Genomic DNA, 21,778 nt, shown 5'->3' on the forward strand with positions numbered 1-21,778 from the left:
AGTAAATTGATTTATCGATTAAACTACATTGTTGATTATCTCAGACTAAAGGCCTCGAGACATACTCATGAGGAATTCTGCGTTGCTGTTGGTTTTTGCAAGGCGCGTCTTCAGCAGTTCTACCGCCTCTACGGGCGTCATCTCGCTGAGAACCTTGCGCAGACGGTAAACAAGCTCAAGCTCGTCGCTGCCTATAAGCAGTTCTTCCCGCCTTGTTCCGCTTCGTCCAATGTCGATAGCGGGGAATATCCTCTTCTCAATAAGCCTGCGGTTTAGATGGATTTCCATATTGCCTGTAGCCTTGAATTCCTCAAAGATTACTTCATCCATCTTCGAGCCTGTATCCACAAGCGCAGTGGCAAATATCGATAGAGACCCGCCTTCCTCAACGTTCCTCGCTGCTCCGAAGAATCGCTTCGGCATCTGCATGGCGTTGGCATCAACGCCGCCTGTGAGGATCTTGCCGCTGTGAGGCATTTCCGTATTGTAAGCCCTTGCCAGCCTTGTGATTGAGTCGAGAAGGATTACTACATCCTCACCGAACTCAACACGCCTCTTGGCCTTCTCTATTACCATCTCAGCTACCTGACAATGCCTTGAAGGCGGCTCGTCAAACGTTGAGCTGATAACTTCCACATCATCCTTAACTTTGCGTTTGAAGTCTGTTACCTCTTCAGGCCGCTCGTCAATCAGAAGCACTATTATCCGTACATTAGGGTAGTTCGTACTCACTGCATTACACATCTTCTGCATAAGCACGGTTTTACCAGTACGAGGCGGAGCCACAAGCAAGCCTCTCTGCCCCTTGCCTATAGGCGTAACAAGGTCAATTATACGAGTGCTGAGCTCTTGAGGGTCTGTTTCGAGAATGAAACGCTCTTCAGGGTGAAGAGGCGTAAGATCCCTGAAAACCACCCTGTCTTTGAGCTGGTCTGGGTCGTAGAAGTTAATTGCCTCAACCTTGAGCAGGGCAAAGTATTTTTCATTGTCTTTCGGCGGCCTTATCTGCCCCTGCACAATGTTCCCGCTGCGAAGCCCGAAACGCCTTATCTGAGATGGAGATACGTAGATGTCATCCGGGCTGGAAAGGTAGTTGTATTTAGGATTTCTCAAAAAGCCGAAGTTGTCCGGGAGGATTTCAAGAACGCCTTCGCCGTAGTAGAGCCCGCTTTCAGAAATACGCTGACGCAGAATCTTGAAAACCAGATTCTGCTTTGGAAGGCCAATATAATCCTCAAGCCCCTCTTCGCGGGCAAGTTCCTGAAGCTCTTTTACTGTAAGGTTCTGCAGTTCGGTTAAGAAGAGCTTACCCTTCTTGATCCGTTCATATTTGTCGTGGGCGGATTCTTTGCGCTTGCCGTTGCGTGAGCCGTTAGACCGCCCGTTCCGGCTCTTCGGTGTGTATCCCCGGCTGTAACCACGCTGCGCCTTGCCGTCCTCTGAGCTCCTGCTGCTTCTGGCAATGCGGGTGCGTTCTGTCTTCTGCTGCTCATCTGAGCTCTCTTCGCTGCCCTTTTCTTCTGTCTTTTCGCTTTCCGGCTTTGCGGGTGTAAGCGTTTCTTCAAGGTCAACCTGATCAGAGGAGAAGGTTTCCGGCGCGGAGTAATCCTCAGCCTGCTCATTATTCTCCGGGCTCACATCTTTTTCCTCAGGCTGTTTTTCAGCAGTTTTCTTTTTCGCAGCCTTTTTCTTTGATGCGGCTTTAGTGGCTTTTTTCGTAGCCTTTTTAGTAGTTTTCTTGGTTGTACGTTTCTTGGTGGTTTTTTTGGTTGTCCCTTCTGTTTGTTCAGAGGGAGTTTCCGGGTTGTTCTGTTCCATTTGCGAATCGTTAAAATTTTCGTCTGTCATACTTGCTCCTTAGGCGATAGACATAACCTTTGAATATGAATGGTATGTTATTTTTTGTTCCTAAAACTTAAAATTGACTTATAAGCTAAATTTCAGTCGGCGATTAAAAGCTCATTACTTTTTCCCGCTCATTATTTCTGTGAGGATTTGTTCAATTTGAGGGACCAACTTCTCTTCCCCTAATGAATTGTTCACAATCTTATAATTAGCAATATTTTTCTTTTTGTCCAGTAAAATTTGATTTTTTTCTCTCATTTCGAGTTCTTTTTCGCTGAGCCCGCTGCGATGTTTTACCCTTTTCCGCCTCACAGCCTTATTAGCCTCTATATAAATGAGGTAATCACAGTCCTTTTCAAGCCCCTTCTCCAGAAGAAGCGGGATATCATAAATTATCGCTCTGCATGAGGCAGAATCCTTCAGTTTTTCTTTCTGAGTTTCAATCTCTTCCAAAACTGCCTTATGTGTTATTGAATTAAGTTTTTCCAGCTTTTCGTCATCTGCAAAAACCTGCTCAGCGAGATATTTTCTGTTAATCGTGCCACCGGCCGCTGCTTCACTGCCGAAGTTTTTCTCTATTTCCAGTTTCAGTCTTTCTGAATCTCTGTACAGCTTAGCAACTATCTCATCAGCATTTATCACCACGCAGCCAAGCCTGCTGAAGATTTGGGCAGCAAAGCTCTTGCCTGCCCCTATTCCTCCAAGAAGCCCGATTACTGGTGTTTGTGATTTTTTAGAAGAGCTCACAGTCTTTCCTTTTCACCCAGGCAATGCTGTCGTCCGGGAAGCCGGCTTTAATCCAGTCTTCCCTAACCTCAAGCACATCAAATTCTGTCCCGCTGTGAAGAGGGGTCTCAAACGCCTTTTTGTAAACCTCTCCATTACCCTTTCGTGCTACAGTCTTATCTGCTGTGATCACGCCTTCGCTGTTATCCTGCTGTGATATGCCTAATCCTGCTGATACCCCAAAGCAGACCAGCAGAAAAATCAATACACATAATGAAGGCCAAAATCCTGGAAATGCAGGACAGCTCAGCCTGATCGAAATTAGAATGATAAGCACAGAAACAAGTAAGAGAGCCGCATAAAAACGTGTCTTTAATGAGAAGTCTTTATGCCAGAAAAATATATTGGAAGCGATAATATTTTCTGGATTTGGGTCTATCTTGTCAAGCCTGAGATTTCTAGCAGCTGAAAGATTTTTCTGCACCGCCCGGCTGCGGGGATTAAGCCTTTCTGCCTTGCGGTAGTTTAGGATCGCTCTTCCGATGTCTCCTGCAAGGAAGTAGCAGTTGCCAATGTTCAAATACAGCTTGTGATTTTTCGCTCCCGCTTCTGCCGCTTTTTCGTATAGTTTAGCTGCTTTCAAATAAAGCTTTTGAGAATTCTCCGCTGAATTGGCCTGTTCGAATGCGGTTTCCGCTTTTTCTGCAAGCTTTTCCGTCGAAGCTGAAATCTCATTGCCAAAAGCAGGGACTAAAAGAGAAAGAAAAATCGCTGCAATTAAAAATTTCAACGCTTTCACTTTTCTAACCTCCTCAGTATTCTCAGAGCATCTCTGCACCAGTTTTTGTCAAAAGCCCCGCCTGAAGGGCTGTAAAGGCAGGCCTGAGCATTGTTGAGGATTTCGCTGAGCCTCTGACTGTCTTCCTCGCCTGCGGAAATTTCAGCCTTTTCTTTGCAGTCTTCAGGCGTTATAGAGCCTGCCGGCACATCAAATTTGAGAGAAAAATATTCGCATATTCCGCTTGAAAGCTCCTGCCTTGCCTCTTCATCCGGCAAAGACTGAGCCTTTTTAATTCGTCTTGAGGCAATCTTCAGGGCATTTCGTTTGAGCCTTTGTTTTTTCTTTTCCTCGCTCTGACCGAAGAAAATACGGAAAGCTGCTGAACCTGTGAGAAGCACAGCTGGAAATCCCCATATGACCAAAGATGCTGGGCTGAGAAGTTCTCTTGTGAGATTGAATTTTTCGTTATATACAATTTCATCAGCGGGAAAGTTTTCGCTGATTCCCCCCTTTACGCTCTTAACTTCACTGCCCACCGGCTCATCTTCCATACCTTCAATATCCTTCAGGGTTATGTTTTTAGTCGGCTTAACGTCTATAGGGATTGGCTTGCTTTTTGTAGTTTTATACTCGCCTGTTTCTGTATTGAAAAAACTAATCTCAACCGGCGGAATCTCGCTTACCTTATCTGTTTTGGTTCTGATTGTCTGGGTGAAGGTTTTGGAATCAGCAGAAATTTTCGGGCTGGATTTTTCTGAAGGGATAATGAAATTATCGCTGAATTCGGGAATCTTTGAAAGTTCAGGCCATTCAACGGGTTTCAGATATTTGCCCTGCACCTTTATTTTCAGGGTAATGGGGTCGCCTTCTTTCATCTCCACTGGACTGGCCTGTGTTGTGATCTTGTATTCTCCTACCAGACCGCTGAAATTAGCAGGTCTGCCCTTTTCTGGGAGCGGCTTTACATTAATGGAAATATTCTCTGCCTCAGCCGCAAATACGCCATAGTTGTATCTGCGTCCGAAGAATGAACCTCCGTTCCTGTTCACCGATACCGCTATTTTGCAGGTGATTCCAGGCTTGCCCAGATTGATTTTCCCTGCAGAATTTGGGATTAGGATTTTCGAAAAAGTAACCTTAACGCTTGAAAGACCGTTATGCTCTGCTGAAGTTTGGAGTATGCCGGTAGTAAGGCCGTTTATTTCCATTTCTTCCTTTGCGTTCTTGTCTATGTTGCTCTGCTCTACAGTAACGAGAGGATGGTCGAATGCCGGCACGGAGAAATTCAGGTCTCTCACTAAATTTCTCTGCAGGAGCTGCTTCTTTATATACCAGCTGCAAGTAAGCTCCACAGGCTCCCCTACAAAGCATTCCTCTTTGGAAACAACCGCCTCAATATCCATCCTTTCGTCTTTTTGGGGCTCCTTGGCGGTGAAGCTAAGGCTTTGGGTTTCGTATTTCTTCCCTTCAACCTCAATTTTTACCGGCGAAACAGTATGTCTGCCTGCCTTCTGGGCAGTAAGCCGATAGGAGATGGTGAATTTTTTGCTCACCCTCTCACGTCTCTTCCCGTTTATAATCGTAATAGACCTTCTCGATTCATCAGACATTGAAGGCCCCTCCGGCGAGAATTCCTGCAGACTGGAGCTGTCTATAACTTCTCCGCCTGCTGCTCCCTCTACAGTTATCTGATAGATAAAATCCTGACCGGTGTACACGCTTTCACTGCTTATCTCTGCGTTTACCTCCACCTCACCGGCGACAGGGGAACAAAATGCCCCAAGGCAAACAAAAAAAGTGCATATAAGAATTTTTAAAGACCAAATTTCTGGACGGCCAAACATTTGCTACCAATCCTTTTCAACTTGTATTCGTTCTCTTCGGGCTTTAATTCTCTCTTTTTTCAATTTCTTCTCTCTTTGAAGAATCTCTCTGGCGATTTTCTCCGCCTTTTCTTTTGCCAGTTTCTTTTTTTGCTTATTCATTTTCTCAGCCTGCTTTTGCTCATCACTGTTCTGCTGGTTTTCTTTATTCTTCTGCTCAGCTGAGTTCTGCTGCTTTTGCTGCTCGGATTTCTGCTTATCTTGAGAATCCTGCTTCTTGGTTTGCTGCTGATCTTGCGAATCATTATTTTCAGATTGTTTGTTCTGTTTTTCGCTCTGTTTGTCCTGCTGCTGTTCTTTGTTTTTTTCGGATTCTTTTTCCTTATCTTCGTTCTTGTCGGAATTTTGTTTCTTCTTCTGCTGCTTTTTTTGCTGTTGTTTCTTGATATCTTCCAATATCTTCTGGTATCTTTTAGCTATCTCAAGGCCCTTGTTTTTCTGCTTCCCGCTTAATTTTTTCAGTCTGCTTTTGCTCCTTTTCAGCATCTCAAGCTTTTCTTCAACCTGCTGCTGATTGAGATTTGAATCGGGGCTAACCCCCTTAACCCCCTCTTTGAGCTGCTGAAAGCCAAGCTGGGTGTTTGCCTTTTCTATCAGTTCTCTGTTTTTTGATTCGCTGAGAATTTCCCTTAGCAGATTAAACCCCTCTTCAGTGCTGCCGCTCTTGAGTTTTGCGGCTGCAAGATTATATTTGGCGTATTCAGATTCGGGGTTATTCTCCAGAACCTGAGAATAAATTTTCTCTGCCTCGCTGATTTTTCCGCTTTTATAAAGCTCATTTGCCTTGCTGATTTCCCCTCTTTCACCGCCGGCCGAGATGGAGGCAGTCAGTAATAAAGCAGAGATTATTGTTTTTATATAAACGGTCATAGCTTCTTCCTGCGTTTATCCGATATTACAGCTTCAATGCCCAGAAACGCAAATGCGCCAAGCAGGAATATCTGAAACTTTTCCTCGTATTCAATACGTTCGCTTTCCTCAAGATTTCTTTTCCTGCTTGAGGCGATTATTCCCTCATAAATTTCGCCCAAATTGAATGTTCCAGTTTCAACGGGTATATATTTACCTTTTGAGCTTGCCATCGCCGTTTTCCTGAGCGTTTCGTCGTGAAGTTTAGACCAAACCTGATTTCCATTGTATTCTAAAAATTTCTTTTCGCCAGTATCCTCATCATAAATAGGTATCCTCGCACCCTGCTGCTTGTCTCCAAGGCCTGCTGCGATAATCCTTATTCCCTGTTCTCCGGCAGCAGCAGCTGCCTTAACAGGCATACTTGATTCCAAGTCTCCTCCGTCGGTTATTAGTATTATGTCCTTGAAATCCTTTCCGCTCTGGTCGAACACTTCCTCCGAGGCCATTCTTATCGCATCCCCTAAATTTGTGCCTCCCCTTTTTGAGGTTTTCGTGGTAATCTCATCGAGAACGAGCCTGAGAAATCCGTAATCCTGAGTTAACGGGCATTTAACTTCCGCATCCCCTGCAAATGCCACAAGCCCGATTCTGTCTCCTTTAATCTTTTCGATTAGGTCTTTTACCGCCAGTTTTGCACGTTCCAGTCTGTTTGGCTTGAGGTCTTCAGCAAGCATTGATCTGGATATATCCAGCAGAACAACTACATCCCTCCCGCGATTTTGAACCGGTTTAACGCTCGCATTCCAGCGCGGCCGGGCAAGTGCGGTTATTATCAGCGCAAGGGCAAATATCACCAGCAGCCATTTCGTAAACCGTTTTGACGGTGCTGCATCTTTATTGAGGTATTTAGTAAGATTTTTGTCTGCTGCGCGTCTGAGCAGGGCTGCTTTTCGTGATGCACTGAAAATAATCAGCGGTATCACAAGCAGCGGTATAATAAATAAAAGAAGAAGATAGTCCTCATTAACCATCGCAAGACCTAAACAATTATTAGATTCTCTATTCAGCTACAGCAATTTATCGCTGCAGCCGCAGAAAGTATATAATTTTAGATGTTTCTGACAACCCGCAGGCAATTAAAAATATTTTTTGAAATAAACCCCTTGATAGGTTCGTCTGTTATGCCAGTTCTACAATTTAATATTTTTGAAAGGAGATTTACCATGAAAGCAAAACTTTTAACAATCTTTATTTTGCTGTTTTCAGCGGCTTTATTTGCCAATCCGCAACAGGATTGGGGCAAGAAGAAGCACTGGGAGCCCGAGAGAGGCCAAGCCGGGCCATATATCCAGCAGAGGATGCAGCAGCAAAGAAAAATGCACCGTTTTCAGCCTCAAGCCCAGCAGAACTGGCGCAGGCAGGCGCCTCAGTACCGTCGTTATCAGCAGCAGAGAATGCCGTCTCCAAGGGCTTATCAATATCGCCAGCCCAGACAATATTTCCAAGGCCCACAGCCTGCTGAACGATTCAATAAGCAGCGTTTCTTTGAAGCTGTAAAGAGAAGGGCAGTTCAGAACCCGGAATTCCGCAAAAAACTTCGTAAAAAACTGATGAGCAAGGCTTGGCACGCGGACAGCTCTGATGAGAAGTGCTTAAAGGAAGAAGGCAAATGCCCTCAGGATGAAAGATGGGGAAAGAGAAGCAAAAAGCAGCAGGGAAGATTTGAAGGAAAGCAGGGTTTCCGGCCCCGCAGATATGAGCCAATGCAGGGGCAGCAATTCCGCGGCGAAAGAGGCTTCAGGAAACAAAAGAATTTCGCTCCAAGGCAGGGCGGCGATGAAAGACGTATGCAAACCCCGATGCCTTATGCCGGAAAAGACCGTGCCCGTGCTATGATGAAGGGCAGAATGATGGATAGGCCTGTAAAATTCAAATGTCCCCACTGCGGAAGGATGATCACAAAAGAGATGATTATGGAAAATCGCAGAGAGGCTCATAATCAAGGCTGGAAGCAAAAGAAAAATTACGGCAGCGACCACCAAGCACGCAAAGCCCGCAAGGGCGAGATGAAAAAAGATTGCGATAAAGCTGATGACCACAAGATGAAGGCCAAGCGTTATCGTGATAAAGATGATTGCGACGACAAAAAATGGGATGATTCTGATGAAAAGAAGAAAAGACAGAGGGGTAAACATCACAAGAGAAACTAAAAATTTCAAATAAAGCCTTTTTTCATAGCTGTATATCCAGCAATAGCCGCCGGCAAAAAGCCGACGGCTTTTTTTATTACCCTAAATCCTTAAAAGATGACTTTCTTACCAGCTCACCGATTGCTTAGGTTTTTTATGCCTGTCCATACAATGAGTTAAGGTATTTTTTATAGGCAATTGTTTGTTCGATTTTTTTTTATTTTTTTTTCGTAAAAATTAAGCACCTTCGGATAGAAGCTATTAAGAGGCCGGCGGAAACAGGCTTCCAAAAAAATTAAGTTTGTTAATAGGTTAAGCCGAGTTGGCTGAGCAGTTAACGGGAAAAATATTTTGATTAGTTCTCAAAATTGGTTGATAAAAAGTTGCCGCAAATCTTTCGGTTCGCAGCCGCAGACCTGCGGCAGTCTTTGTTTCGTTGAAGGCGTCGTCGTTCGACGCTTAGAAGTAATGTTTTAATCTTATTTCGGAGGCAATGAAAATGCTGAAAAAAATGAAATCGTTAATCTTTTTGTGTTCAGTTCTCGCTGCGGCGGGCGTCTGGGCTGGGGATATTGTCCCGGGCTTTGATGATGCCGACGCTCTTTGCGACTACACTGCTGCCAGAGATGGTCAGACAAGCGACCCCGTAAATATCGACCCGGGCAGTCAGATTACCTTTGCAGCACGCTTCACACCAGCAGCTATTGATGTTAGCGACCCTGCTAACCCAGTAGTTGTTCTTGAAGTAGGCGGTACAACGTTCGGAAGCGGGTTCTACATCTGCAACGGAACCCTCGTTTACGCACTAAAGACAGGCGCAGGAGGCACTCCCCAGACAGGGCTTGAAGACCTTGATTTGGGAGACAGTGCCGCATCTGTTATTCTCGGCGAGCTTCAAGCCGAGGAGCAGGTGGAGGTGTTCCTCTCTCTCGACCTTTCAACAGGGAAAGTTGCATACAGCATCAACGGTGATTATGCAGTTAAGAAATTCATCAACCACCCCGGCCAGACCAATCTGACAGGCAACAATTCCGTTGCATTCCTCGGTGCTGGCGGCTTAAATTCCGGACATATGGGCGGATTAACAGGAGGAGACAACGGCCAAATGGATCTTCTCAATGCCGACCATATCTTCAGTATGCAGGGTGTTGAAGGGGCTGATATCCGCGGGCAGATATTTAATGATGTATTCGATGATTCCTACATCCCGCACGACCCGAATCCTGCCTCAGGTGCGGTAAATGTTGACCCAAGCTCAACAACAAGCCTTTCTTTCTACACAGCAGAAGACCTCGCAAACCCGGGCGCTCAGAATCCTGATGTAACTGCACATTTTGTTACCTTCTATGAAGGCGCAGACGGCGAGCCGAATATGGATCAGATTATCTCTGAAGACACAATCGCAGCCGGCGCAGATCCCATCAGCTTCCCGTATTCATTCCAGAGAGGCGATGAGGTGTTCTGGCAGATTGAAGAGCAGATTAACGGGGCGGCCAAGGGCAGCGAAGAAAACATCAAAGGCCCAGTTTGGTCTTTCAAGGCTCTTAAAACGATTCCCTCGTTTTTAGACCAGCCCGAAGATCAGCTCGTGTTTGAAGATGAGGATGCAGAGTTTGTATGCGGGATCAATTCCGGCGAGCCGATTTCAACCCTGAACTGGTATAAGGTTGGCGAACCTGACGTTGTAGTTGATGATTCCGATCCGGACATCACAATCACAACCGTTCAGGACGGTGAAGACTATACTTCAACGCTCACAATCACAAACCTCGAAATGGCAGACGAAGGCCAGTATTATTGTCAGGCAGAAAACATAAACGGTACAAATACATCAGACAGCGCTTCGCTCAAGCTCAAAAGGCTCGTAGCCCATTATCAGTTTGATGGCGATTATACAGATTCTGCCAGCGGTTATGATATAACCCCTTACGATACTGAGCTCACCGGCCAGTGGACAGAAGGTGTTATAGGGCAGGCCCTTAACCTGAAAGATTTTGCTGATGAAAACGCGACCCCTACAAGCTCAGGCGGAAACACAGCAGATTTGCTGTATCCGGGCGAAGGAACAGGTATGATGACATTATCAGCCTGGATCCAGTGGAGCGGGCCTAACCCCGCAGGCGGATTCTGGTCTCACTGGTTTGGAAATGATGGAGCCGGCGGCTTTAATTTTGCTATTCAGGCAAACAGGGGAGGCGGAAGGTTGCATATAAACAGCCCTAACGGAGTTATGGATCCATTGTTTGACAACTTCCTCCCCGGTTCAATTGAAAATCTTATTCAGGATGAATGGGTTCTGGTAACTGCAACTGCAAATACTGTAAGCGGAAAGCTGTATATGAACGGGCAGCTTGTGCTTGAAGATTCTGGCTTTTCAATAGCAACTAACGAAACGAACATTTATGTTGGTTGCGAGGGAAGCAGTACTAACAAGCCGGCTTATGGCTACATCGACGATGCAAGGGTGTACAACTACATACTCAGTGATGATGAGGTAGCTCAGCTTTACTATGATGTTACAGGCGAATCTGTATGCTCAGATTTCAATGCAGAAAATCTCCAGTACGATTTCGACGGAGACTGTCAGGTTAGCCTGAGCGATCTTCAGACTGCTGCTGGCGGCTGGCTGAATTCCAAGCTTTATCCGTCGGACGGTTCGTTGTAATTGTTGAGAGATTTTTAAGACCTATTAGGAGATAATAAAATGAATGCAAAAATAAAACTACTTACAGTTCTTTTCACCTGCTTTATTGCAGGATTTGCGGCGGCGGGAGATATTGTCCCGGGCCTTGATGATTCGACTGCTGAATTCGACTATACTACACCTACCGACAACGCAAACGCTATTGTCGTGAATACAACCTACAAAACAACATTCGCTGTTGTCTGCACGCCCAGTGCTGATGATATCTCAAATTCCTACAGCGGCTCTGTTGTAGTGCTTGAGAACGGCGGGACAGGTAACGGTTCCGGGATTTACATCACCAACGGGATGTATGTCTTCTATGCCAAAGATGACAGCAGCGCTGGTGCATATCCATCAGGTATGTACGATACAGACCTAAGCGATAACAGCATTAGCCTTCCTATCGGAGCTGCCGTTGCTGATACCGAGCAGACCGTGTATTTTTCTTACGACGCCCCCGCAGGCCAAGGCTATGGCGCAGTGGACGGTCAGGCCGTGAGCTATTCAGTAACAGGTTTCGATGGCGAGATAGATCTCAGCGGCAGCCAGACTGTTACCTTCCTCGGTACCCACGAGGGCGGTATTGCTGGAGGCCCTGGCAATCTCGGCGCAATGACAGGCAATACCGAAGCCCCGAATATCTACCACGTTGATTCTATCCGTACATTTACCGATCCTGAGATAGGCAATATTAGGGCGCAGATATTTTACGATGTAAACTTTGATGTGCTTCCTAACGACCCGAGCCCTGCAAACGGCGAGATAGATGTGGATCCTGATGCTGTTACTCAGCTCCAGTTTGATGCCGCAGAAGACCCTGCAAATCCGGGTTCTGTGAATCCGAATATTACAGGCCATTTCGTTACTGTTTACAGCAGCTATTCGCCGGATCCAAATCAGGCAAGTACTGTTGATTATGAAACTTTCGTGCCCGCAGGCAGCGATCCGGTTACAGTGCCTTACACCTTCCAGCTCGGTGATGTTATTTACTGGCAGGTGGAAGAGCAGATCAGCGGAGCATCTAAAGGCGATTCTGCCAATATTCCCGGCCCTGTCTGGAGTTTCGAGGCGCTGCCCGCAATTCCGGTTATCGATTCAGCCCCTGCTGATGCTGCCGGCTTTGCCGGAGAAACTCTCAGTATGACCTGCGAGTTTACAAGCAAAAGCCCTGCTAATGTATTCTGGGTTAAGGCGGGCGATCCGGAAATCATCCTTGACGAATCCGACCCTGATATCACCTTTTCCGGCTCCCAGCATGGCGACAGTTATGTTTCAACGCTTGAAGTGGCCAATATTGAAATAGCTGATCAGGGCGAGTATGTATGCAGAGTTACAAATGCGGATGGCAGCGTGGATACTGCTTCTGCCAAGCTCGGCGTTAAACGCACGATTGGCTACTGGCCGCTGGACGGCGATTATACAGACGCCTCAGGCGAAGGCCATGATGCAGACCCGAACGTAGTTCCTCAGCCCGAGCAGTGGGTTGACGGTGTTGACCCTGCCAAGACAGGCCAAGCGCTTGATACCGTACCAGAGCCGTACGCTGCAGCAGCAACTGAGGCTTTCGCACCAGCTGCTTACACCAACGAAATGACTATTTCTCTGTGGGTGAAATGGAGCGGCGATGAGTCTCCGGGCGGATTCTGGTCAGGCCTTGTTTCAAGTAATGGCGATAACGGCAATAACTGGTTCTTCGAGCTTTCTGCCAACGGGCAGCTTCACGCAAACGCACCGGGCTACAACCCTTGGGGTAATATTGAAGCAGACAACCTCACTCCAGGCGAATGGGCACACGTTGCTCTTGTTAATGAAGCAGGAGAAGTCGGCAAGATGTACATAAACGGGGCGCTTGTTGCCGTTGACGAGACTTATCAGGTTTCAAAGGCTGAGAACCCTGTATATCTGATGTGCGAGGGAATGCTCGCAGATGGTACGCTCGACAGGCCAACTGTAGGTGTATTCGATGAGATTAAGATGTACAACTATGCCCTTACCGGCGAAGAAATTGCTGCCGAATACTACGATATCACAGGTGAAACTGTCTGTGCAGACCCGTATTCACCTGATTTGCAGTTCGATATCAACGGCGATTGCGAAGTAACCCTTGCTGATTTTGCTATGTTCGCCGCTGACTGGGGAGAATGTAACCTGCTCCCTTCATCAGCTTGCGATTTCTAAAAACATAGAGTAAAATCAATCTATAAACAAATGAGACCCGTTGGCGTAAAATCAGCGGGTCTTTTCCTGTATCGGCACATAACACTAACTAACCTCTGTTTTAAGGGCAAAATATGGCAATTATATTTCTATTTATTATTCTTTTCTGCTCATTTGCAGCGGGGCAGGGCGAGGTTGTTTTTGATGCATCTCAGGCTCATTATCCGCCTGCTGTAAACAAATTCAGCGACGGCGTTTTCTTCGATAACACTGAACGCCGCGACCATAACGAGATGATAGCCCGAATGGATGAGATGAAATGCCTGATGATTGATTCGAATATCAGGGAATCACGCAGGAATTATAAAGACGGCTCTGATACAATGATCGGCAATGACCCTCTCAATTCCAGCAATCCCAACGGGCTTTTCTATATCGACCAGCAGGGCGAGGTGCAGGCGAACTGCGATTTGAACTGGATTGAGAGGCGTTCGGAATGCCTCTCCGCAGGCCTGCTGAACTACATCCGCTGGGACGGCGTTCCATATCTTGCAAACGACAACCCCGCAGACGATTATTTCACCCTTGATCCATTCCGAGGAATTCCCGCAGGCGATCCAAAACCCGGCGACTACAACCCGCCTTGCGCACAGGCCGACCGCCCGCTTTTTGCTCAAAAAATGGGCGAGCTTATTGAAAAAATGCACGATAATGAACCCGATTTTGTGCCCACTATCTGGTCTTTCTGGCAGGAGGTGGAGCATTGCCTCGGCGACCCTACCCCTTGGGATAACAATCTTACCGCTGAAGATAAGATGAACAACCTCGAGATGTTTATCAATGATTTTTACGGCAATTTAGTGCCTCTTATCAAGGATGTTGACCCCGATTACAAGATTGCCGGCATTCAGCAGAATTCTGCGATGTCTGAGTGGAGCAGTTTCAATCTTATTTCAGACTACGGCACGATCGGCGGCTCCGGCCTCGGCAATGCCGCCCACTTCTGGGCTGAGATGGAAGAGCAGAACGCACGGGAGTATCCCTTTGATTATCTCACAATTCAATCCTACCGCGGAACTAATATCCCCTCTCACCATATACCAAACAGCCGCTTTGCGCTCAAAAATCTTATGGCAGAGCTGCATCCGGAAAAGATCGACCGCTTCAACAGAACATCCGTTTTCATCAATGAGGCAAAGTATTACAAAACAACGCCGCCGGAGAGCTCCATTGCTGAGATTAAGTGGCTCTTAGACCTCGCCGATATCCCCGAGCTTGCTTACGCCTCATTAAACGTTATGCTTCGTGATTACAATCAGGAGCCGCGTGTGCGTTTCCTTGAGGTGTACAGCGCGATGCCTGAAGGCAGATTGGCCGCTCAGAATTCATCCCAGCTTGGCTGCATAGGCTCCTACCAGCCCGGAGACGGCTTCTACGGCTTCTTCTATAATGAAACCGACTCAAGCGGGAATGCAGAGGTAAGCGTTGAGGGTGCTGGGCTTTCGCTAAATGATGAGGCCGCTTTCTGGACGCTCGATTACAACAGCTCTGATATGTATGCCCCTTCATTCTGGGTTCAGAAAAATGATGTTGTAAGAGTTGATGAAAATACATGGCAAGCGTCTTATCAAGCCGGCGAGATTATGTTTATGGCGGTAAACGGCAATCCTGAGATTAATCCAGGGCAGAACTACTATCAGCTCAGCCCCGAGAGCAAATTATCGCTCAGGCACAGCAGGATTCAGCGCGGGGTTTACTCCTGCCATGATATGTATGTTCCTCGTATAAACGATATGACTCCCAGCCAATGGGGATACCTCACCCCGCCCGAACCGGAGGGCATGGGATACTTCGACCAGCAGCAGGGCAGGATGATTCTCGGCGTGAAGAACGAAAGCGGCGTGGGCTGCGCGAGCGTGAATCTGAGAGAAGTGCCCGAGCACAATTATTTCGTAAAAGCAGATTTCTCAGGCGTCGGTCTGCCTTCGCCCCTCCCGCAGGGCAGCTCGCTTATGCTCCGCCTCGATTATCTAAACGGCGAAGAGGTAATGGAATCGCATATTGTTGGAGATTCCTCTGCCGCTAACCCCCTCAGCTTTGACGACATCGGCTGGTTCGCCCCGAGCAATGCTGTTTATTCCAGCACCTCGGAAATTTGGAATCAGAGAGAATTTATCCTGCCTGTAAGCTCTTGGCAGCCTGCCGGCTGGGCAGAGGCAGATGGAGGCGTTCGCAGAATCCGCATCTCTTTGCTCCTTGCAGGGCTCAATGAGCCTGCGGCTCTTATGTGCGATTTTGACGATACGATTACAGTAAGCCCGCCGGAGATTACATCTCAGCCCGAGAGCGAAACTGTGCCCGCAGGCCAGAGCATTCAGCTTACAATAAACGGCTCAGATATATCCGAATATCGGTGGCATAAAGACGGCGTCCCCATTCCTGACGACCCAACCAACACCGAGCATTTCGGTGAAGACGGCCCGAGCCTCGTGGTATTGAACGTTCAGCCGGAAGATGAGGGAGAATATTCCTGCGTTGTGAATAATCAGGACGGGGCTGTTGCAGAATCCGAGCCTGCCCAAGTGATAACCGAAAGGCTTGCGGGCTGGTGGAAATTTGACAGCGACCTATCCGATTCGGTTAATCAGGCTCATCCCTCTGCCGGCTCTCACAACGGCGCAGCGGATTCGCCGGCGTTTTCCTCTGCCGGCATAGATGGGGCGTGCCTGAATTTGGATGGCACAATCAGCTCCGCCGCCGTTATTCAGGGAAGCGAGGATTTCTTCAATTTCTATACGCGCGGATATACTGTCAGTCTGTGGGTGAAAAGCGAGAGCGGCGCATCAGAGGCCGCCGGCCTTGCAGGGAAGATCTCGCAATCAGGCTCAAAGGGTTTCTCAGTTGGGGCAAACTATTTGGGCAATGCTGTGAGCATCCTTCACGGAGGCTGGTATTATATGAACTCAGGGGAAAATGTATGCGATGAGAGCTGGCATCTTCTAACGGCGGCTTACGACCCTGTAAGCAGCGAAGGACGTATCTATATCGACGGCGAGCTTGCCAAAACTATCAATTCCCTTGGCGCTCCGCAAGGCTCTCCTGCTGAATTCGTGATAGGTGCATCAGGGCTTTTCTCAAATGATGCCTTTAACGGCCGGATTGATGATGTTCGGGTTTGGACATATCCCTTAGCCCCGATTGATGCAGCAAATCTCTATCTCGATTTTGTTCCAGAGGCGGAAATTTGCCTTTCATACCCGCAATACGATATCGCAGGCCCCGACGGGGCAGGCGAGCAGTACCGAGACTGCATTGTAGATTTCTACGACCTGTCTGCCGTTGCTCAAAGCTGGCTTACCGGTGAAAATCAGCCCGGCTGCACAACATATCCGCAATATGATTTTGCCGGCGAAGGCGGAATAGGCGAGGAGCATAGAGACTGCTTTGTAAATATGTATGATTTTATCCCGATATCCTCGCACTGGCTTGAGAGCAATATAATTGCTTCGCCGCAGTAAGCTGCCAATTAGAATTTGAGTTTTTTTCGTTGCAAATAAGCCCAAACGGCACATTATTTTAGCAGAAAGCGGATTTTTTGTTTTCTCAGAGGAAATTATTGTAAATTTAAAGCTCAGCAAACATTTATAACTGAAAGCTCAAGTTTAGAGTATTAGATTCTGCTGGGCAGAACTTTTATTGAATACTAATAATGTTTTTTGTGCGAGGTTTTTTATGACTCATCGGATCTTACGGGGATTATCATTGTCTCTGGCAATTTTTATTGCAATTTCAGCAAGCTTGAAGGCAGGTGAGGTAGAATTGGTGGAAAAGCCGGATGATTCAGTGAACAATTCAAATTACGTTTCAAACAGAGAGCCTCTGAAGGAATCTGCCCTTATCAAGCTCCCAATCGGTTCAATCGAGCCGGAAGGCTGGCTCAAAAGAAAGCTCGAGCTTCAGGCCGAAGGCTTTCACGGCCATCTTATGGAGATAAGCAGATTCCTCAAAAAAGAGCAAAATTCTTGGCTCAGCCCCGAAGGAAAGGGCAAACGCGGCTGGGAAGAGGTGCCGTATTGGCTCAAGGGCTATCTCAACTGCGCTTACGTGCTGGACGACAAGGAGATGATAGATGAGGCGATGGTGTGGATTGAAGGGGCATTGAACAGCCAGAAGGAAGACGGCTGGTTCGGGCCGGACAAGAAACGCTCCGGCGTTGCCACAAGGCTCAGCGGCAGAGACGACCTCTGGCCGAATGCAATAATGCTCTTCTGCCTGCAGGACTATTACGATGTTTCTGGCGATGAGCGGGTGATTGAGCTGATGAGAAATTACTTCAAATACCTCGCAAAGGTGCCTGATGATAGGTATCTCCTTGGATACTGGCCTAAGATGCGAGGCGGAGACATGCTCTACAGCATCTACTGGCTCTACAACCGCACCGGCGAGAAGTGGCTGCTTGACCTTGCAGAGAAAAACCACAGGCGAACAGCCCGCTGGGATGAAGATGTTGTAAACTGGCATAACGTGAATATAGCTCAGGCCTTCGGGGAAGGGGCTACATACTGGCTTCAGTCTCACGATAAATCCGACCTGTTGAGCGCATACAACAACTGGCAGAAGGTTCGTGATATTTACGGACAGATGCCCGGCGGTATGTTTGCTTCCGATGAGAACTGCCGCGAAGGACATGACGACCCGAGGCAGTGCGTTGAGACATGCGGGATGGTCGAAGAGATGCTTTCGGATGAAACGCTTATGGCAATAACAGGCGATACCGTATGGGCAGACCGCTGCGAGGATGTGGCGTTTAATTCTCTCCCTGCCGCTCTAACTGCTGAGATGGACGGAATCCGCTATCTCACAGCGGTAAATCACGTGATAAGCGATGATGAGGAGCATAACCCGGGCATACAAAACGGCGGGCCTATGTTCCATATGAATCCGCACAGGCACCGCTGCTGCCAGCATAATTTCGGCCACGGCTGGCCTTATTTCGCCCAGCACCTCTGGTATGCCTCTCCGGATAACGGCATTGCCGCTGTTTTCTATACTGACAGCAAAGTAACTGCAAAAGTTGGAAAGACCGGCGAGGAGTTTGTAATCAAGCAGACCACGAAATACCCATTTGATGAAAAGGTGTACTTCAAGATTGCCTCCGGCAAACCAACTGAATTCCCCGTTTATCTCAGGATCCCCGGTTGGTGCAGCAATCCGGAGGTTATGGTAAACGGCGAGGAATATGCATTCTCAGGCCAAGATGACGGCGGATTCGTTAAAATCAGCAGAAAATGGCAAAAGGGAGACAGCTTCCAGATAAATCTGCCGATGAAGATAACCGTTAGGAAATGGACGAAGAACCACGGCAGCGTTTCTGTTAATCGAGGCCCGATAACATTCTCGCTGAAGATAAAAGAGAATAAATTCCGTTCCGGCGGCACAGATAAATGGCCTGCGTACGAAATCCACCCAGCTTCAGACTGGAACTATGCCCTTGAGCTGGCAGACAGCCCTGAGGAGACCTTCGAGCTGGTTGAGAGGGTTTGGCCTTCGGATCAAATGCCCTGGACGCACGAAGGCGCTCCGATTATGCTCAAGGCCAAAGGCAGAAAGATTCCGCAGTGGCAGGTGGATAGATTCAAGCTATGCCAAGAGCTGCAGGACAGCCCTGTGAAAACTGATGAGCCGGTTGAGGATATAACGCTCATCCCGATGGGCGCAGCCCGCCTCCGCATTTCGGCTTTCCCCACAGCAGGGCAGGGCGAAAATGCAGCCCAGTGGCAGGCACCGAAAATCCCAGAGCTCCTGCCTTACTCCGCAAGCGCTTCGTTTGAAAATGACACCTTGGAGGCAATGTACGATCAGGTGCACCCTGAACACTCCGGCGACCATTCAATCCAGCGCTTTACGTGGTGGGACCATAGAGGCACGCAGGAATGGGTGCAGTACGATTTTGATGAGCCGAAAACTGTATCCAAGACAAGCGTCTATTGGTTTGATGATACAGGCAGGGGGCGATGCCGCGTGCCGAAGTCCTGGAAACTGCTCTACAAGGATGGCGGCCAATGGAAGCCTGTAAAAACAGGCCGGAAATTCGGAACTAAGCTCGATAAGTGGAATACAGTTTCCTTTGAACAGGTTAAAACCAAATCTCTGCGTTTAGTTGTGCAGCTTAAGCAGGGTTTCTCCGGCGGAATACTTGAATGGAAAGTTGAATAACGTGCTCAGAATTCTGAGCTGCGGATGAATATCTAATTTCAGTAAATCATCTTTAAAGGCCTGAACGTAAGATTGCGTTCAGGCTTTTTTCTTGCAAAATAACGTTATATAGATATAAATAACTTCTATGTATTATACTCTTGTAATTTGATTTATTGGAAGATCTTTAAATGAAGTATTTATATGTCCTCGCTGCTGTTTGCATATCTGCATTATGCTTGGCTGAAATCCCTGAAGACTGGAAAAAATCAATAGAGAACGGAAACATCTCATACACTATGAAGCGTAATCCGCCTGCTGAACTGGCACCTAAAGAGTACAATGACGTTCAGCGATGGGGGCTTATGGCCGGAGCGGTCCTTGCCTATCATAATCACTTCTTCCTTGATTCCTTCGAAACCTCCTGCGTTGATAATAAATGGAGTATGGCTGAAGATAAGGCTCTTTTGGAGTCGTCTTGGGGGATAACCTGCAGGGAGGATTATTTGAGTACTATGCGAAGCTTGTTCAGCGCCGGACATAGAGCCGGCTTCAAAAGGGTGAGTAATTATGCAGGCAAGATCAATGAAAAATATTTCGACGACATATTCGCCGGCTCTGTTGATAAGCCGGGCGAGGCATATCCGTTGTACATTGCCAAAGAGTTTGGGCCTCAGCTGAAGGACAAGAGCATTACAGGCTGGGATTTTACAAGAGTTATATATTTATCGCGAAACTGCAGCAAGCTTGGTTATATCTCTGAACAGCTGGCTTGGGAATATATCTATGAAGCTTCTGTCATACTTCAGAGAACTTTTGATTCTTGGGATGAGCTTTTTGATAACTATATTATAGGAAGAAATTTCTGGTCTTTCAGCAGCTCTCTGGAGAGAAATGCCCGCTTTAATAATGAAATAAGAAGGCTTAAGAAGGTCAAAGACAGTTCTGCATTTAATCTTGACTGGAACTTGAAGCTCTCGAAGGAAAAGATGTTTGCTCCCGGGCAGCAAGCTGATATTGAAACAGAACCTGTTGAAATGAATTTCGAGCTTTCAAAAAGCATTCAGCTTTCAGATATTAAAGAACAGTTCGAGAATGTAATCTCAGTACCCTCAGACTGCAAAACGATAGAGAAAGCTATGGAAAGGGCGCAGGCAGGGGATTGCATATACGCAGAAAAGGGCACTTATTATTTTCAGGAGCCTCTTGTTTTTAAAACGGGAGTCAGTCTTATTGGGCAGTCTCGGGATGAGGTTGTTTTGTCGGTAATTAAAACAAATTCTCAAGTAATAAAGCTCAAAGATGCGATGGATGTTAAGCTTTGCAACTTTACTGTAAAGCAGACTGCATTCAATTTTGATAAGGAAAATACTTCCTCCCTTCTTGGCTTAGGCAAGAGCAGTTGTGCAGTCGAAAACCTCAAAGTTGAAGGTAAAAGTTTGTATGGGATATATTCAAGGGGGGATAAAGTTAAGATTATAAATTGCGAGGTGGATACAAAACAATTATGCATTTATCTTCGGTGTAAAAAGGCTGAAATCAAAGGCTGCCTGCTGTCAGGAAGTTCAAAAATCGGCATCAAAAATAAAAGCAGCGAGCTTACAGTATCAGATACATATATAGCGGGCAAAGGGGCAGGTATAGCAAATTTTTCAGCAGATTTGTACGTTGCTGATTGTTTTATTGAAAATAACAGATATGGGATAAGTTCCCAAAAAAGCAGCAAAATGAATATTAGCGACACCTTTATTGTATCAAATGATACAGGCTGCATAGTTCAAGGCTGCAATAACTTTGTGGTTTCTGATGTGCAGTTTGTTGGAAACTCTTTTGGGTTTAGAATTAATTTTGCGGAAAATTCAAAAACTGAAAGAAACTTGTTTTATTTGAATCATATGCAAGGCTGCAGGATACGAGGAGATGTAGAAAGTCTTAATTTAAAAAGCAATATATTCAGAAAAAATGGATTTGCGGGATTAGACATTGAATCAAGATTTTCAAAGCAGCTTATCGTGGATAATAATTTGTTTGACGAGAACGTAAAGTTTGCGATGCATGCTTCTTCGGTCGGGGTTAGTTTGAAAGGCAATATCTTTACCCGTACAAACGGTCCAGCATTATATCTGACAAGCTGCCCTCAATATGACCCTATAGATGGGAATGAATTTATAGATAATTATGGCATACCCGTTTTGGTTTCTAAAAGCGTGGATGAGTTTTGTGAAAAAACAACCAGCATCACACGCAATAATAAGTTTAAAAATAACAGCTCCTTATTAAATATCAGCCATGAACCGGAGATTGAACACGGCTGGCCTCTGGATAAATATTTAAAATATATGAAAAAGCTTGAAGAGACCAAAGAAAAGCTTCAAGAGACCAGAGAAAAGGCTGAAGAGATTGAAGAATCTGAAGGCTGAAAGCTCCCTGTATTTCAGTTTTAAGCCGAAGGTTTTTGAATGAA

At 46.6% G+C, this 21,778-nt stretch carries 12 protein-coding genes; 6 read left to right on the forward strand and 6 right to left on the reverse strand.

Translation table 11 applies throughout. The annotated features are described in order from the left end of the window. Positions 1–45: 45 nt before the first annotated feature. The 6 genes from rho to STSP1_RS11215 all read right to left on the reverse strand — a co-directional run bounded on the left by rho (position 46) and on the right by STSP1_RS11215 (position 7,118). The gene (rho, locus tag STSP1_RS11190; protein ID WP_085756409.1) at positions 46–1,848 is read right to left on the reverse strand and encodes a transcription termination factor Rho; all 1,803 of its coding nucleotides are present in this window, start codon (positions 1,846–1,848) and stop codon (positions 46–48) included. 114 nt (positions 1,849–1,962) lie between these two features. Beyond that, positions 1,963–2,592: a dephospho-CoA kinase gene (gene coaE / locus STSP1_RS11195; RefSeq protein WP_085756410.1), complete on the reverse strand. Its 630-nt coding sequence runs from the start codon at positions 2,590–2,592 to the stop codon at positions 1,963–1,965. Further along, positions 2,579–3,370 (reverse strand): tetratricopeptide repeat protein, encoded by a 792-nt coding sequence (locus tag STSP1_RS11200; RefSeq protein ID WP_085756411.1) that lies wholly within the window; start codon positions 3,368–3,370, stop codon positions 2,579–2,581. Before STSP1_RS11200 ends, coaE begins: the two co-directional genes overlap by 14 nt. Next, positions 3,367–5,196, reverse strand: coding sequence for a BatD family protein (locus STSP1_RS11205; protein WP_085756412.1), 1,830 nt, complete (start codon positions 5,194–5,196; stop codon positions 3,367–3,369). The genes STSP1_RS11200 and STSP1_RS11205 overlap by 4 nt, the downstream gene beginning before the upstream one ends. A 3-nt stretch (positions 5,197–5,199) precedes the next feature. Then, positions 5,200–6,105, reverse strand: coding sequence for a tetratricopeptide repeat protein (locus tag STSP1_RS11210; RefSeq protein WP_085756413.1), 906 nt, complete (start codon positions 6,103–6,105; stop codon positions 5,200–5,202). Further along, the gene (locus STSP1_RS11215) at positions 6,102–7,118 is read right to left on the reverse strand and encodes a VWA domain-containing protein (RefSeq protein WP_085756414.1); all 1,017 of its coding nucleotides are present in this window, start codon (positions 7,116–7,118) and stop codon (positions 6,102–6,104) included. The genes STSP1_RS11210 and STSP1_RS11215 overlap by 4 nt, the downstream gene beginning before the upstream one ends. A 192-nt stretch (positions 7,119–7,310) precedes the next feature. Between STSP1_RS11215 and STSP1_RS11220 the strand changes: the two genes are divergently transcribed. The 6 genes from STSP1_RS11220 to STSP1_RS11245 all read left to right on the forward strand — a co-directional run bounded on the left by STSP1_RS11220 (position 7,311) and on the right by STSP1_RS11245 (position 21,734). Next, on the forward strand, positions 7,311–8,297 hold the full coding sequence (locus STSP1_RS11220) for a hypothetical protein (RefSeq protein ID WP_085756415.1): 987 nt from the start codon (positions 7,311–7,313) through the stop codon (positions 8,295–8,297). Positions 8,298–8,787: 490 nt separating this feature from the next. Beyond that, positions 8,788–10,941, forward strand: coding sequence for a LamG-like jellyroll fold domain-containing protein (locus STSP1_RS11225; RefSeq protein ID WP_161491720.1), 2,154 nt, complete (start codon positions 8,788–8,790; stop codon positions 10,939–10,941). Positions 10,942–10,980: 39 nt separating this feature from the next. Next, positions 10,981–13,140, forward strand: coding sequence for a LamG-like jellyroll fold domain-containing protein (locus tag STSP1_RS11230; protein WP_085756417.1), 2,160 nt, complete (start codon positions 10,981–10,983; stop codon positions 13,138–13,140). Between the two features lie 113 nt (positions 13,141–13,253). Next, positions 13,254–16,637 (forward strand): LamG-like jellyroll fold domain-containing protein, encoded by a 3,384-nt coding sequence (locus STSP1_RS11235; protein WP_085756418.1) that lies wholly within the window; start codon positions 13,254–13,256, stop codon positions 16,635–16,637. A 214-nt stretch (positions 16,638–16,851) separates the two neighbouring features. After that, positions 16,852–19,335: a beta-L-arabinofuranosidase domain-containing protein gene (locus tag STSP1_RS11240; protein ID WP_085756419.1), complete on the forward strand. Its 2,484-nt coding sequence runs from the start codon at positions 16,852–16,854 to the stop codon at positions 19,333–19,335. Between the two features lie 170 nt (positions 19,336–19,505). Beyond that, positions 19,506–21,734 carry a DUF1266 domain-containing protein gene (locus STSP1_RS11245; protein WP_085756420.1) on the forward strand — a complete coding sequence of 743 codons (2,229 nt, stop codon included), beginning with the start codon at positions 19,506–19,508 and terminating at the stop codon, positions 21,732–21,734. The last annotated feature ends 44 nt before the right edge of the window (positions 21,735–21,778 follow it).

This window comes from Sedimentisphaera salicampi, assembly GCF_002117005.1.
GTDB lineage: Bacteria > Planctomycetota > Phycisphaerae > Sedimentisphaerales > Sedimentisphaeraceae > Sedimentisphaera > Sedimentisphaera salicampi.

Bases quoted from the DNA above. Each gene is read 5' to 3' on its own strand.
- STSP1_RS11205 (WP_085756412.1), bottom strand. From the start codon at position 5,196: ATGTTTGGCCGTCCAGAAATTTGGTCTTTAAAAATTCTTATATGCACT.
- STSP1_RS11240 (WP_085756419.1), top strand. From the start codon at position 16,852: ATGACTCATCGGATCTTACGGGGATTATCATTGTCTCTGGCAATTTTT.
- STSP1_RS11230 (WP_085756417.1), top strand. From the start codon at position 10,981: ATGAATGCAAAAATAAAACTACTTACAGTTCTTTTCACCTGCTTTATT.
- rho (WP_085756409.1), bottom strand. From the start codon at position 1,848: ATGACAGACGAAAATTTTAACGATTCGCAAATGGAACAGAACAACCCG.
- STSP1_RS11225 (WP_161491720.1), top strand. From the start codon at position 8,788: ATGAAATCGTTAATCTTTTTGTGTTCAGTTCTCGCTGCGGCGGGCGTC.
- STSP1_RS11245 (WP_085756420.1), top strand. From the start codon at position 19,506: ATGAAGTATTTATATGTCCTCGCTGCTGTTTGCATATCTGCATTATGC.
- STSP1_RS11210 (WP_085756413.1), bottom strand. From the start codon at position 6,105: ATGACCGTTTATATAAAAACAATAATCTCTGCTTTATTACTGACTGCC.
- STSP1_RS11220 (WP_085756415.1), top strand. From the start codon at position 7,311: ATGAAAGCAAAACTTTTAACAATCTTTATTTTGCTGTTTTCAGCGGCT.
- STSP1_RS11235 (WP_085756418.1), top strand. From the start codon at position 13,254: ATGGCAATTATATTTCTATTTATTATTCTTTTCTGCTCATTTGCAGCG.
- STSP1_RS11215 (WP_085756414.1), bottom strand. From the start codon at position 7,118: ATGGTTAATGAGGACTATCTTCTTCTTTTATTTATTATACCGCTGCTT.